This is a genomic window from Streptomyces sp. CBMA291 (genome assembly GCF_014596525.1).
In the GTDB taxonomy this organism is placed as follows: Bacteria; Actinomycetota; Actinomycetes; order Streptomycetales; family Streptomycetaceae; genus Streptomyces.
The window spans coordinates 19,828-32,946 of record NZ_MSJP01000111.1 but is presented as its reverse complement, the minus strand read 5'-3'; the positions used below and the strand labels follow the sequence as shown (position 1 = coordinate 32,946).

Here is a 13,119-nt window from a genome sequence, read left to right as displayed (position 1 = left end):
ACCTGCGGGGACGGTACCAGTACCCCGCCCCCGCAGATCGAAGGACCGGCGGACCGTACGGCTCAGTGGCCGAGGTCCGCCACGACCTCCCCGGACTCCACGCCCGCCGCGGAGTCCCGGCCGGCCACGGTCTCCCCGGCCCCCGCACCCGCCACGACCTCCGCGAGCACCCGCGCCGCCCGCTCCGCGTCCGCGAAGCCGACGTACAGCGGAGTGAAGCCGAACCGCAGCACGTCCGGGCGGCGCAGATCGCCCACCACCCCGCGCCGGATCAGCTCCGCCATCACTGCGGGCGCGTCCGCGCAGGCCAGCGCGGTCTGGCTGCCCCGCTCCCCGTGCGCCTCCGGCGTCACCGGGACGACCCGGCCCTCCGGCACGTACGCCCGGACGCACTCCAGGAAGAAGTCGGTCAGGGCGAGGGACTTGGCCCGTACGTCCTCGATCGCCACCCCGTCCCAGACGTCGAGCGCCGATTCGAGGGCGAGCAGGGAGAGGATGTCGGGCGTCCCCACCCGGCCCCGTACCGCGCCCGCCGCCGCCTCGTACCCGGGAGTCATGGCGAACGGGTCGGCATGCGAGTTCCAGCCGGGCAGCGGCGAGTCGAAGGCGGCCTGGTGCCGCTCGGCGACGTACAGGAAGGCGGGCGCGCCCGGCCCGCCGTTCAGGTACTTGTACGTGCAGCCGACCGCCAGGTCCACCTCGTGGGCGTCGAGCCCGACGGGCAGGGCGCCCGCGCTGTGGCAGAGGTCCCAGACGGCGAGCGCGCCCGCCCCGTGCAGGGCGGCGGTGATCCCCGGCAGGTCGTGGAGCCTGCCGGAGCGGTAGTCGACGTGGTTGACGAGCGCGGCGGCGGTCCGGGGACCGGCCGCCTCGGGCATCCGGCCCGGTTCGACCGGCACGATCCGGTGTCCGGTCAGCCGGGCGGCCGACCGGGCGATGTACCCGTCCGTGGGAAAGGTCGTCGCGTCGACGAGGATCTCGTCCCGTCCCTCCCCGGCGAGCCGGGCGGCGGCGACGACCGCCTTGAAGACGTTCACGCTGGTCGAGTCGCCCACCACGAGCTGCCCGGCGGCGGCGCCCACGATCGGTGCGATCCGGTCGCCGACCCGCTCCGGCGCGGTCCACCAGCCGGACTCGCCCCAGGAGCGGATGCGCAGCTCGCCCCACTCGCGGGTGAGGACGTCGGCCATCCGCGCCGGTACGTGCGCGGGCAGCGCGCCCAGCGAGTTGCCGTCCAGGTAGACGGTGTCCTCGTCGAGGACGAAACGCTCGCGGTGCTTGGCGAGGACGTCGGCGGCGTCGAGTTCGAGGGCTCGGTCCCTCAGCGGGTCAGACATGGCTGCGCGCCGTCCACAGCTCGGGGAACACGTTCTTCTGGGCCCGCTTCTCCAGCCAGGCCACCCCCGCCGAACCGCCGGTGCCGGTCTTCGCGCCCATCGCGCGCCGGGTCGCCACCAGATGGTCGTTGCGCCATCGCCAGACCAGTTCGGCGACGTCGCTCAGGGCCTCGCCGAGCCGGATCAGCTCCTCGTTGCCCTCGGGGTCCGCGTATATCGCCGCCCAGACCTCCTCGACCCCGGCGGACGGCTCGTATCGCCGCGCGAGGTCACGGGCGAGGACCTCGGCCGGTACGGGCAGACCGCGCCGGGCGAGGAGGCCGAGGACCTCGTCGTACAGGCTGGGCTGGTGCAGTGCCTTCTCCAGCTCGGCGTGGACGCGGGGCGCGCCCCGGTGCGGGACGAGCATGGACGAGGACTTCTCGCCCAGGAGGAACTCCATCCGCCGGTACATCGCGGACTGGAAGCCGGAGCCCTCGCCGAGCGCGCCACGGTAGGCGTTGAACTGGCCGGGGGTGAGCTGGGAGAGCGGGCGCCAGGAGTGGTTCAGGGCCTCCAGCTCGCGCACCGAGCGCTTGAGGGCGTCCTGCGCGACGGACACGCGGTCCTCGCGCAGGGCGCGGCCCGCGGTCTCCCATTCGTGCACGATGACCGTGAACCACAGCTCCATGACCTGGGTGGTGACCAGGAAGACCATCTCGCCGGGGTCGTCCGAGCGGAGGTGCTGGAGGTGGGTGAGGACATCGGCCTGGACGTAGTCCTCGTACGGCGTGGTGCCGGCGAAGTCGAGGTTCGGGTCGTCTGCGACCGAACCGGCTCCGGCATCGGGGAAGGTGGACATCTCTGTCTCCTCGATACATACGACCGGGTAGCGGTCCGCTCCACCGTGCCCGCGTCGACTGTGCCGGTTCGCGTCGTTCTCGCCGCTCGCGTGGTCCACGCCGTTCGCGTGAGGCACGCTGTTCGCGTCGTTCGCGCTCTTCGCCTTCGTCGCCGCGGCACGGGAGCCCCGGTCCCCTCGGAACGTGTGCTCCATCGCACACCGTCCCAAGCGCATCATGACACGATCGGCCCTGAGATGTAGCTCCCGTCCTCCGCGTACGGGAAGGCGTTGGAGCGGCAGCCGTCCAGTCCCTTGATCTGCTGCATCATCGCGGGCGCGGGTCTGCCCGGACCCGGGCAGCCCAGGTGGCGACGGATGCCTATCTCGTGCCCGACCTCGTGGTTGACGATCAGATGCCGGTACTCGGCGGCCGTGCCCGCGAAGGTGGGCGAGCCGAGCATCCAGCGCTTCAGGTTCACCACCACCCCGTCGGTGGTCTCGCAGTTCAGCTCGCCCTGGGTGTCGAGTCCCTGCTCCCCGCAGAGCTTGTCCGCCGTGTCCGGGGTGGCTATCCGTACGACGAAGTCGGCGTCCTCCGAGACCAGTTGGAACCGGCCCTTGCCGTGCGCGGCCCAGCTGCGCGGATGGTCCAGGATGCGCTGGATCTCGGCCGCCGTCTCCCGTGCGTCGAGATCGACGCCCTCCTCCACCTGCACCTCGTAGCGGCGCAGCGACCCGCTGTGGCCGACGGGCGCGCCGGACGCGCGCGCGGTGGTGAACGTCCCGGAGCCGGACCGGGGCACGACGGGCGGGGTGGTCGGCGGCTTCGTGGTCGCCTTCGCCGTCGGGTTCGCCGTCCGCTCCGGCTTCGGTGCCGGCTTCGTCGTGGTGGTCGCGGGCTCCGGGGGAACCGGCCCCTGCGGCGGGGCGTGCGCGGCCTTGGCGTCCTCCGCCGGGCCCGCGCAGTGGGAGACGGCGGTTCCCACGCTCAGGACCACGGTGGTCAGGGCCAGCGTGGTCGCCAGGAGACGACCGCGGCGCGTGGGGCTCCAGCGTCTGCCGCCGCCACGACCGCCGGCCGTTCGGCCTCGTCCTGCGGGTACGGCGCGCTTGGCCACGGCAACTTCTCCCCTGCGTCGGCCGGCGTGGGGGGGAAGAGGAAGAGTGCCTCGGTACCGGCGTGTTCGGTCCTGCGGTCCCGGGGATCGTACCGGCCGTGTCGAACAGCCTCGAAAGGCGCGGAGAGTCTGTCCGGTTCCCCCCGTCCCTCGAAACAGGGGGAACCGGTGCACGTCAGGGGCGGTGCGGAGTCAGCCGAGGGTCTCGGCTGCGGTCTCCGAGGAGTCCCGCAGGAAGGTCGAGCAGCGCTCGTGCTCCTCCTTCTCGCCGATCTCCCCCGCGGCGCGGGCGAGCGCGTGCAGGGCGCGCAGGAAGCCCCGGTTCGGCTCGTGCTCCCACGGCACCGGGCCGTGGCCCTTCCAGCCGTTGCGGCGCAGCGCGTCGAGGCCGCGGTGGTAGCCCGTACGGGCGTAGGCGTACGACTCGACGACCGCGCCGCGCTCGTACGCGTCGTCCGCGAGCCGGGCCCAGGCGAGCGAGGAGGTCGGGTACTTCGCTGCGACGTCCGCCGGAGCGGCGCCGCTCGCGAGCAGCTCGCGCGGACCCGGATCGTCGGGCAGGTGGGTGGGGGCCGGTCCCCCCAGCAGGTTCTCGTGGATGGCCATGGGGCCAGTCTGCCTCAGTGGCCGAGGGGGGTGGGGCGCGGTGGCCGGGAAGGCTGGGACTGTACGCGCGGGGAGGCGGGGACGTACGCGCGGGGAGGCGGGGACTGTGCGCGCCGGAGCACCGGGCCCGTACGCACCGGAGCGCGGGCCCCTCGGAAGCGGGCGCGCCCACCGTGAGGCCCCGCCCCCTCATGTCGTCGCGTCCCGCTCCCCCGGGTCCAGGGGCGGGGACGTCACCCCGCAGTGCACCTTGCAGTCCGGGTGGCAGTCGGCCCGGGGCGGGGTCCGCATCGTCGTCCAGGCCAGGACCGCGCCGAGGACGAGGATCCCCGCGCACATCGGCATCGCCCGCCGGAAGGTCGCCCCGAACTCCGCCGCCGAGCGGTACGCCTCCGGGCCCATCCCGGCCAGCAGCGGCAGCGCGGCCACCGCGATCAGGCCCGCCGCCCGTGCCGCCGCGTTGTTGATGCCGCTCGCGAGCCCCGCCCGGGAGACGTCCACCGAGGCCAGGACCGTCGCGGTCAGCGGCGCCACCAGGGTCGTCATGCCGAGCCCCAGCACCAGGAGCGCGGGCAGCACGTCCGTGAGGTACGCGGCGTGCTCGCCGACCCGCAGCATCAGGAGCATCCCCGCCGCGCAGAGCAGCGGCCCCACCGTGAGCGGGATGCGGGGCCCGATCCGCTCCCCCAGCTCCCCCGAGCGGGCCGAGAGGAGCAGCATGAGGACGGTCGTCGGGAGCAGGGCGGTGCCCGCCGCGAGCGCCGAGTAGCCCGAGACCACCTGGAGCTGGAGCGCCGCGAGGAAGAAGAACCCGCCGAACGCCGCGTACACACAGAGCGTGACCAGGTTGACCGCCGTGAACATGCGCGAGGCGAAGATCGACGGCGGAGCCATCGCCGCCTCGCCGCGCCGCCGCTCCACCGCGACGAACCCGGCGCCGACCAGCACTCCGGCGGCCCCCGCCCACCAGGCGGCGCCGATCAGGGCGTAGGTCACCAGGGCGAGGGCCGCCGCGCCGAGGACCGCGCCGAGCACGTCGAACCGGCCCTCCGCGCCGGTCCCGCGCCCGCCCCGCGATTCCGGTACGTGCCGCAGGGCGACCGGGACGCAGAGGGCGGCGAGCGGCACGTTGAGGAGGAAAACCCAGCGCCAGCCGGGTCCGTCGACCAGCCAGCCGCCGACGAAGGGCCCGATGGCCGCCCCCACGCCCCCGAAGCCGGACCACAGGCCGACCGCCCTGGCCCGGTCGTCCTCGTGGAAGCTCGCCTGGATCAGCGCGAGCGAGCCGGGGGTGAGCAGCGCCCCGCCGACTCCTTGGAGGGCGCGGGCGGCGATCAGGACCCCGGCGTTCGGGGCGAGCCCGCACAGCAGCGAGGCCAGCGCGAACCACACCACGCCGATCACGAAGACCCGGCGCCGTCCGTAGCGGTCGCCGAGGGAGCCGCCGAGGAGGATGAGCCCGGCCAGGGTCAGCATGTAGGCGTTGACGGTCCACTGGAGGACGGCGAGGTCGGCGCCCAGATCGGCGCCGATGTGCGGCAGGGCCACGTTGACGACGGTGGAGTCGAGCAGGGCCATCCCCGAGCCGAGGACGGTGGTGAAGACGATCCACCGCCCGGCCTTCGACGCCATCCGTACGTCCCGATCGCCCATGACGGCATGGTCCCGCGAACGGCACCGCCCCGCCCGCCGAATCGGCGAACGGGGCGGTGCCGGTGCCGGTGTCGGTGCGGGCCCCGCGAGGGGGCAGCGCCCACGTGCGTGGCGTCGCCCGCGTAGGCGACCTTGTACGCGACGTTGCCCGCTGCGGTCGGGGAGTCGGGGTGTCGGGGAATTCGCACTGTCGTACGACCTTGGTCTCGCCCGGCCGGTAGACGAACCCGTCCGGTTCCTAGAGGGCGTGGGAACCCGCCACCACGGTGCCGTCGGGCGCGATGGCCACGGAGGTCCCGAGCGCCCCTCCGACGGCCCCCGGCCTCCCCTGCACCCCAGGCCCGCAGCCTCACCCGCGCCCCAAGCCCTCAACCGGCCCGCAGCCTGCTCTCGCCCCAGGCCCTCAGCCGGTCTCCGGCCTCCCCGTGTCCCAAGCCCTCACCCGGCCCCCGGCCTCCCCTCACCCCAAGCCCTCAACCGGTCCTCAGTCTGTTCGCCGCCCTGATCAGGGCGTCCGCGCCACGTTCCGCCTTCTCTCGGGGGCAGCCCACGTTCAGGCGGACGAAGCCGGGGGTGCCGTAGACCCCGCCCGGCATGATCGCGACCTTCTCCACGGCCACCAGTTCCTCCTGGAGCCTGGCTTCGTCGATGCCGAGGGGCCGGAGGTCGATCCAGGCCAGGTATCCGGCCTGCGGCGGCTCCCAGACGACCCCGGGCAGTCCCTCGGCCAGCCGCTCCCCGAGCGATTCCATCGTCCCTGCGACATAGCCGCGCAGGGCGTCGAGCCAGGGGGCGCCCTGCCGGTACGCGGCGATGTGCGCGGTCAGCGAGAGGACGGCGGGCGAGGCGAGGCCCTCCCCGGTCTCCATCCGCCGGACGAAGGCGGTGCGCTCGTCGGGGTCGCCGAGGAGCCCGTACGAGCCGGAGAGCGCGGGGAAGTTGAAGGCCTTGGTGCCCGAGGTGATCAGGGCCCAGCGGCGGCCCCGACCGGGCTCGGCGATCCTGGCCCAGGGGATGTGCCGGTGGCCCTCGGCGGTCAGGTCGGCGTGTATCTCGTCGCTGACGACGGCCACCCCGTGCCGCTCGGCCAGCCGGGCGAACGCGGTCAGTTCCTCCTCGGTCCACACCCGGCCGGTCGGGTTGTGCGGGGAGCAGAGCAGCAGCATCCGGCTGTCCGGCCGGGCCAGCTCCCGTTCCAGGGCCGCCATGTCACCGACCGGGACGCCCCGCAGCTCGCGCCCGAGCCCGGTGACCGCCTTGCGGAAGCCGTCGTACGTGGGGGTGTGCACGACCACGCCGTCGCCGGGCCCGGTCCACATCCGGAGCAGCTGGGAGAGCTGGTTGAGCACGGAGGGCGCGTAGACCAGGGCGTCGACGTCGATTGCGGTGTCGTGGCGGCTCGCGTACCAGTGGCGTATCGCCTCCCGGAACGCGCCGAGCCGCCAGTCCGTGTAGCCGAAGACCCCGTGGTCGATCCGCTCGCGCAGGGCCGCGAGGACCTCCGGCGGCGAGGCGAAGTCCATGTCGGAGATGGTGAAGGGGAGCAGGTCGGAGACGCCGAAGCGGTCCTCGATCCCGTCCCATTGGACCGACCAGGTCCCGTGCCGGTCCACTTTCCGGTCGAAGTCGTACATGCCGTCCCTCCCTGTCGACGCGCCTGTCGGCACACGAAGGGCCCGGCGCCTCTCGGTGCCGGGCCCTTCGCTCAGACGCTCACCGCGCCCTGTCTGCTTGGTGATTACTTCAGCTTGGTGCCGGTCGAGCGCAGCGCGGCGCACGCCTCGGTCACACGGGCGGCCATGCCGGCCTCGGCCAGCTTGCCCCAGGTGCGCGGGTCGTAGGTCGACTTGGTGCCGACCTCGCCGTCGACCTTCAGGACGCCGTCGTAGTTGCGGAACACGTGGTCCACGACCGGACGGGTGAAGGCGTACTGGGTGTCGGTGTCGAGGTTCATCTTCACGACGCCGTTCTCAAGGGCGGTGGCGATCTCCTCGGCCGTGGAGCCCGAGCCGCCGTGGAAGACGAAGTCGAACGGGTCGGCCTTGCCGTACTTGGCCCCGACGCCCGCCTGGAGGTCCTTGAGCAGCTCGGGGCGGAGCACGACGTTGCCCGGCTTGTAGACGCCGTGGACGTTGCCGAAGGACGCGGCCAGCAGGTAGCGGCCCTTCTCGCCCAGGCCGAGGGCCTCGGCGGTGCGGATGGCGTCGTCGACGGTGGTGTACAGCTCGTCGTTGATCTCGTGGCTGACGCCGTCCTCCTCGCCGCCGGTCGGGGTGATCTCGACCTCAAGGATGATCTTGGCGGCGGCGGCCTTCGCGAGCAGCTCCTGGCCGATGGCCAGGTTGTCCGCGAGGGTCTCGGCGGAGCCGTCCCACATGTGCGACTGGAACAGCGGGTTCTCGCCACGGGCCACGCGCTCGGCGGAGACGTCGAGCAGCGGACGCACGTAGCCGTCCAGCTTGTCCTTCGGGCAGTGGTCGGTGTGCAGCGCGACCGTGATGTCGTACTTCGCGGCGACGATGTGCGCGAACTCGGCCAGGGCGACGGCGCCCGTGACCATGTCCTTGTTGTACTGGCCGCCCAGGAACTCGGCTCCACCGGTCGAGATCTGGATGATGCCGTCGCTCTCGGCCTCCGCGAAGCCACGGAGGGCGGCGTGCAGGGTCTGGGACGAGGTCACGTTGATGGCCGGGTAGGCGAACTTGCCTGCCTTCGCCCGGTCGAGCATCTCGTTGTAGACCTCGGGGGTTGCGATGGGCATTCGTCCGCTCCTTGTGATGTGCGGGGTGTGTGCTACTGCTGTCCCTGACCTGGGGGCGACGTCATCGTCACCCCCATCCTTCCAGACTCTTGTACGGGCTCCCACGGGCCCGTACGCCAAAGGGCGGGGTGTTTCACGTGAAACACCCCGCCCTTGGACAAAACCGCAGGTCAGGATCACCCTCGGGAGGGTCCGGGACCTAAGTCACCACTTCTCCGCCGTTAGCCCAGGCCATCGGCCCGGGTCCTCGGCCGTCAGCCCAGGCCGAGATCGCCCAGCCGGTAGCCGGTGAGGTACGTCAGGCCCGCGCCCGCGATCGCGTCGGCGGCGCCCCGGTCCACGATCGTCGCCACGGCCACGACCTCGCCCCCGGCCTCACGGACCGCCTCGACGGCGGTCAGCGGCGAACCGCCCGTGGTCGAGGTGTCCTCGACGACCAGGCAGCGACGGCCCTTGACGTCGGTGCCCTCGATCCGGCGCTGCATGCCGTGCGCCTTCTGCGCCTTGCGGACGACGAAGGCGTCGAGGCGCTGTCCGCGCGCGGCGGAGGCGTGCAGCATCGAGGTGGCCACCGGGTCGGCGCCCAGGGTCAGCCCGCCGACGCAGTCGAAGTCCAGGTCGGCCGTGAGGTCGAGCATGACCTGACCCACCATCGGCGCGGCCTCGCCGTCCAGCGTGATCCGGCGCAGGTCGATGTAGTAGTCGGCTTCCAGACCCGAGGAGAGGGTCACCTTGCCGTGCACCACGGCCTTGTCCTTGATCTGCTGGAGCAGCTCAGCGCGTACGTCAGTCATGCCCCGAGCTTAGAGGGCGCTGCTCAGAGCCGACGCCAGCGCCAGGTGCTCGCGACCTCCAGCGGGTCGATCGGGGTGACCAGACGCGGGTGGGTGTTGAGGCCGTTCGGGGGACCGGACTGCGGCTCCACGCAGACGGCCTCCCGCTGTTCGTCGTAGACCACGACCCAGGGGGTGCGGCTGGTGACCCGCAGCTCCAGCTCCTCCGGCCAGGTGAGGGTGACGTCGACTCCGTCGGGCATCCCGAAGCAGTCGTCCCAGGGGCCGGGGAGCGGGTCGATACGGCGCCTGGTGGGCAGGTGGTTCTCGCCGCGCTCCTCCTGCCAGGCGGGGTCGAAGCCGAGGGACACGTCCTGGCCGCCCTGCCCGAGGTTGCGCAGGAACCAGGGGTGCCAGCCCGCCTGGGCCGGGAAGGAGTCCTCGTACGTCTCCACCCCGAACGTCAGGGTGAGGGAGTCCTCGGCCAGCTCGAAAATCTGGGTGACCCGGCCCCGGTACGGCCAGGGGTCGTCCAGCTCGCAGGTGAGGACGGTCTCGGTCGCGGAGCTCCGCGCCGTCTTCCAGGCCAGGTCGCGGACGGTGCCGTGGATGGCGTGCGGGGGCGCGTTGACCGGCAGCTGATGGACGGTCGCGCCGTCGCGGAAGCGCCCGTTCTCGGTCCGCCCGCACCAGGGCACCATCGGGAAGCTTCCGAACCGTTCGCCCTGGCGCAGCACCTCGGTGCCGCCGATCCGCAGGCTCTCGATCCGGCCGCCGTGCTCGGGGTTGATGGTCAACTCGGCGTCGCCCGCCGTCAAACGCGTCTGCATGCTCACCCCCCGACCCTAATCGTGCGGGGGCCCGGAGGGGGAAGCCCCGCTCCGGGGGCCCCGGCGTCGCCCGCGCCGTGCCGTCCGGCGTATCCAGGTCCGGAGCCGCGCCGCCCCCGGCGTATCCCGGTCCGGGTCAGCGGCGGCGGCGCAGGGCCCGGCCGATGACGACGGCGGAGGCCAGGGCGAGGACGGCGGCGGGCGCGATCCAGCGCAGGGCGGCCCCGGCGCTGCCCGTCTCCGGCGCGGGCACGGGGGCGTACCGGCCGCGCGGCGGGGCGTGGTCGACCTCCTCGGCGCTCCGGCCGATCATCGTCCGGCGCGCGTGGGCCGCCTCGGCGGCGGGCGGCGGAGAGGGGAACTCCAGGGAGGCCCCGCCGAAGTCCTCACCGAGGAGCGGATCGAGGGAGGAGGGCGGGACGGGGGCGTCGAAGACGGAGCCGGGAGTGGAGTCGGGGTCGGGGGCAGGGGCAGGGTCGGAGGCGGGGGTGTCTGCGCGGTCGGTGTCGTCCGAGCCCTCGCCGACATGGTCGGCTCCGGCGGCTCTGTCGGCTCCGTCGGCTCCGTCGGCTCCGTCAGTTTCGTCAGTTTCGTCAGCGGCACCATCAGCACCATCAGCACCGTTCGCGACGCCAACAGCACCGTCGTCAACGCCGTCAGAGCCGACATCGACGCCGTCAGCCCCGGCATCGACAGCGTCAGAGCCGTCAGCGCCGACATCGCGCGCATCGGACCCTGCGAAGGAGTCGCCGTCAGGGCGCCCACCGGAACCGGCCACTCCCTCATCGGCCGCTCCCCCACCGGACACTCCCCCGGCAGCCACTCCCGCCCCTTCCGACCCTCCCGGCTTCGCCGCACCCTCCGACATCGCCGTCGCCGCCTCCACGAAACGGTTCAGCAGGCGGGCGGCCGTCGTGGAGCGGGCGTCCGGGGTGGCTTCGGCGAGGCGGCCCTCGGCGGTCAGGGTGCCGGTGACGCGCAGTCGGGTGCCGCCGTCCGCCGGGGCGAGGGCGAGGGTGAGGGTCCCGGCGGCGGTGCCCTTGCCCCGGGCCTCGGTGCCCTGGCCCTCGTAGACGACCGCGCCGTCCCGCTCGGCGATCGTCAGGGTGCCCCGGTAGGTGATGGTGTTGCCGCCGATCCGCACCCTGAGCCGGCCCGTGAGGGGGCCCGCCTGCGCGTCGGCGTCCCGCTGGAGGCCGGGGACGCAGCGCACCACCCGGTCGGGGTCGGTGAGCGTCACGCGCAGGACCTCGGCCGGGACCGGAACGAACACCTCATGCTCCATGGAAGCCGAGCCTACTCAGCGCGGGGCCTGACGTCGCCTGTTTGTCCGCCCCGGGCGGTACGGGGCCCGTCCGGAGCCCCGTACCGGCCCGGGAGAGCCCCCCTCACCCGCCGTACCGGGGGTGCACCAGGGTCGACGGCGGCAGCGGCGTGCCTCTGGCCCGTTCGGCGCGGCGGGCGGCGGCGGTGAGGCCGCCGGGGCCGAGGGAGCGGAGCCGGGGCGCGTCGACGGCGAGTCCGAGCGGGGGCGGCGGGTCGCCGGGCCGGGCGGGGACGGCCAGGAGGAAGCCCCAGTCGCCGGGGCTCCGGCCGGACCCGGCGGCGCGCTCGGCTCGGTCGGGGCGGTCGGGGCCCGCCGCGAAGCCGGGGGTGCGTCCGGCGGCGCTGTACGGGCTGACGGCGAAGCCCGCCGCGCGCAGGGTGGCCTCGACGGTCCAGTAGGTGCGGGGCCGGTCGGCGACGGATCCGGCGTGCACGACGAGCCGTCCGGAGGGGGTGAGCAGTTGGGCCGCGAGGCCGTAGAACTCCTCCGAGTACAGCTTGGTGCTGGGGGTGATGCCGGGGTCGGGCAGATCGGAGATCACCACGTCGTACCGTTCCTGCACACGCGCGGCGGAGCCTCGGAGCCAGCCGAAGGCATCGGCGTGGACGACGCGGACGCGGGGGTCGCGGAAGGCGTGCGCGTTGAGCCGGACGAGTGCCGGATCGGTGGCGGCGAGCCGGACGACGCCCGGGTCGAGTTCGACGAGGGTGACCGCGCGCACGTCCGGGTAGCGCAGGACTTCGCGGGCGGCCATGCCGTCGCCGCCGCCGACGATCAGGACGCGGGCGTGGGGGCCGTTCATCGCGGGGTGGACGAGGGCTTCGTGGTAGCGGTACTCGTCCTGGCCCGCGACCCGCAGCCGTCCGTCGAGGAAGAGATCGGGCGGTTCGTCGGCGCCACCGGTGACCACCACTTCCTGGAGGCCGGTGTGGAGGGCGACCCGGACCCGGTCGCCGTAGACCGCGCGGCGGGCGGCCTGTTCGAAGTCGGCGACGAGGACGGTGGCGGTGGCGAGGACGGCGAGGACCCCCACGCTCACGGCGACGAGCAGGGCCCGGGAGCGGGTGGTGAGGTCCCGGCGGAAGACCCAGAGGACGAGCCCGCCGCCCGCGACCGTGTTGACGGCCCCGGTGACGAGGGCGGCGGTGAGCTGCCCGAGCCAGGGCAGCAGCAGGAAGGGGAAGGCGAGACCGCCGACCAGCGCGCCGACGTAGTCGGCGGCGAAGAGGTCGGCGACGGTGCCCGCCGCGTCCTGCTCCGCCGAGGACGCCTTCCGCCCGGCCCGGCCACCGCGCCCGGCCCCGCCCGGCCGCCCCGCCCCCGCCGTTCGCCCCGCCCCGCCCAGGCGCCCGGCCCGGCCGGGGCGCCAGGTGCGGCCCGCGCGGCCCTGCCGTCCCTCCGGGCTTCCGGCCCGCTGGATGAGGGACATGAGCAGCGGGATCTCGGCCCCGATGAGCACCCCGATGGCGAGCGAGAACGCCACGAGGACGTACCGCGCTTCGCCGAGCCAGGCGAAGGCCGCGTAGAGCACCATCGCCGAGCAGCCGCCGACGAGCGCGAGCGCCGCCTCCACCAGGCCGAAGCCGACGGCGGCGCGGCAGCGCAGCCGCTTGGCGAGGAGCGAGCCCACCCCCATGGCGAAGACCATCACGGAGAGTACGACGGAGGCCTGGGTGACCGAGTCGCCGATCAAGTAGGAGGCGAGCGCGACGAGTTCGAGTTCGTAGACCAGGCCGCAGGCGGCGCAGACGAAGACGACCGCGAGGACCGGGAACCGCACCGCGCCGCGCGGGGGCTCGGGCCGCCGCACGGGCGCCCGCCGCACCCTCGTGGAGGGCGTGGTCACGGTCGGCTCGATCATGACCGTAACGCTACGTCACTATCCTGGCAC

At 73.7% G+C, this 13,119-nt stretch carries 11 protein-coding genes; all 11 read right to left on the bottom strand.

The genetic code is table 11. The annotated features are described in order from the left end of the window. Positions 1-62 precede the first annotated feature (62 nt). The 11 genes from kynU to BU197_RS27595 all read right to left on the bottom strand — a co-directional run bounded on the left by kynU (position 63) and on the right by BU197_RS27595 (position 13,089). Positions 63-1,337 carry a kynureninase gene (kynU, locus tag BU197_RS27645; RefSeq protein ID WP_188271044.1) on the bottom strand — a complete coding sequence of 425 codons (1,275 nt, stop codon included), beginning with the start codon at positions 1,335-1,337 and terminating at the stop codon, positions 63-65. After that, the gene (locus BU197_RS27640) at positions 1,330-2,178 is read right to left on the bottom strand and encodes a tryptophan 2,3-dioxygenase family protein (protein ID WP_188271122.1); all 849 of its coding nucleotides are present in this window, start codon (positions 2,176-2,178) and stop codon (positions 1,330-1,332) included. The genes kynU and BU197_RS27640 overlap by 8 nt, the downstream gene beginning before the upstream one ends. A 215-nt stretch (positions 2,179-2,393) precedes the next feature. Next, entirely contained in the window at positions 2,394-3,278 is an 885-nt protein-coding gene (locus tag BU197_RS27635; protein ID WP_317452322.1) for a DUF3152 domain-containing protein, read from the bottom strand. Positions 3,279-3,470: 192 nt separating this feature from the next. Beyond that, positions 3,471-3,884 (bottom strand): DUF3151 domain-containing protein, encoded by a 414-nt coding sequence (locus BU197_RS27630; protein WP_188271043.1) that lies wholly within the window; start codon positions 3,882-3,884, stop codon positions 3,471-3,473. 189 nt (positions 3,885-4,073) lie between these two features. After that, the gene (locus BU197_RS27625) at positions 4,074-5,537 is read right to left on the bottom strand and encodes an MFS transporter (protein ID WP_188271042.1); all 1,464 of its coding nucleotides are present in this window, start codon (positions 5,535-5,537) and stop codon (positions 4,074-4,076) included. A 473-nt stretch (positions 5,538-6,010) separates the two neighbouring features. After that, on the bottom strand, positions 6,011-7,171 hold the full coding sequence (locus BU197_RS27620) for a MalY/PatB family protein (RefSeq protein WP_188271041.1): 1,161 nt from the start codon (positions 7,169-7,171) through the stop codon (positions 6,011-6,013). Between the two features lie 104 nt (positions 7,172-7,275). Further along, on the bottom strand, positions 7,276-8,298 hold the full coding sequence (fbaA, locus tag BU197_RS27615; protein ID WP_188271040.1) for a class II fructose-bisphosphate aldolase: 1,023 nt from the start codon (positions 8,296-8,298) through the stop codon (positions 7,276-7,278). A 254-nt stretch (positions 8,299-8,552) separates the two neighbouring features. After that, complete coding sequence (gene pyrE / locus BU197_RS27610; RefSeq protein ID WP_188271039.1) at positions 8,553-9,092, bottom strand: orotate phosphoribosyltransferase; 540 nt, start codon at positions 9,090-9,092, stop codon at positions 8,553-8,555. 23 nt (positions 9,093-9,115) lie between these two features. Continuing rightward, positions 9,116-9,901, bottom strand: coding sequence for an aldose 1-epimerase (locus BU197_RS27605; protein WP_188271120.1), 786 nt, complete (start codon positions 9,899-9,901; stop codon positions 9,116-9,118). Between the two features lie 136 nt (positions 9,902-10,037). After that, positions 10,038-11,186, bottom strand: a complete 1,149-nt coding sequence (locus tag BU197_RS27600; RefSeq protein ID WP_188271038.1) for an SRPBCC domain-containing protein — start codon at positions 11,184-11,186, stop codon at positions 10,038-10,040. 103 nt (positions 11,187-11,289) lie between these two features. Continuing rightward, positions 11,290-13,089, bottom strand: a complete 1,800-nt coding sequence (locus BU197_RS27595; protein ID WP_223184140.1) for a spermidine synthase — start codon at positions 13,087-13,089, stop codon at positions 11,290-11,292. Positions 13,090-13,119: the final 30 nt, after the last annotated feature.

What these genes read in the sequence shown, in the direction of transcription:
- kynU (WP_188271044.1), bottom strand. Translation starts at nt 1,337, where the DNA reads ATGTCTGACCCGCTGAGGGACCGAGCCCTCGAACTCGACGCCGCCGAC.
- BU197_RS27640 (WP_188271122.1), bottom strand. Translation starts at nt 2,178, where the DNA reads ATGTCCACCTTCCCCGATGCCGGAGCCGGTTCGGTCGCAGACGACCCG.
- BU197_RS27630 (WP_188271043.1), bottom strand. Translation starts at nt 3,884, where the DNA reads ATGGCCATCCACGAGAACCTGCTGGGGGGACCGGCCCCCACCCACCTG.
- BU197_RS27625 (WP_188271042.1), bottom strand. Translation starts at nt 5,537, where the DNA reads ATGGGCGATCGGGACGTACGGATGGCGTCGAAGGCCGGGCGGTGGATC.
- BU197_RS27620 (WP_188271041.1), bottom strand. Translation starts at nt 7,171, where the DNA reads ATGTACGACTTCGACCGGAAAGTGGACCGGCACGGGACCTGGTCGGTC.
- fbaA (WP_188271040.1), bottom strand. Translation starts at nt 8,298, where the DNA reads ATGCCCATCGCAACCCCCGAGGTCTACAACGAGATGCTCGACCGGGCG.
- pyrE (WP_188271039.1), bottom strand. Translation starts at nt 9,092, where the DNA reads ATGACTGACGTACGCGCTGAGCTGCTCCAGCAGATCAAGGACAAGGCC.
- BU197_RS27605 (WP_188271120.1), bottom strand. Translation starts at nt 9,901, where the DNA reads ATGCAGACGCGTTTGACGGCGGGCGACGCCGAGTTGACCATCAACCCC.
- BU197_RS27600 (WP_188271038.1), bottom strand. Translation starts at nt 11,186, where the DNA reads ATGGAGCATGAGGTGTTCGTTCCGGTCCCGGCCGAGGTCCTGCGCGTG.
- BU197_RS27595 (WP_223184140.1), bottom strand. Translation starts at nt 13,089, where the DNA reads ATGATCGAGCCGACCGTGACCACGCCCTCCACGAGGGTGCGGCGGGCG.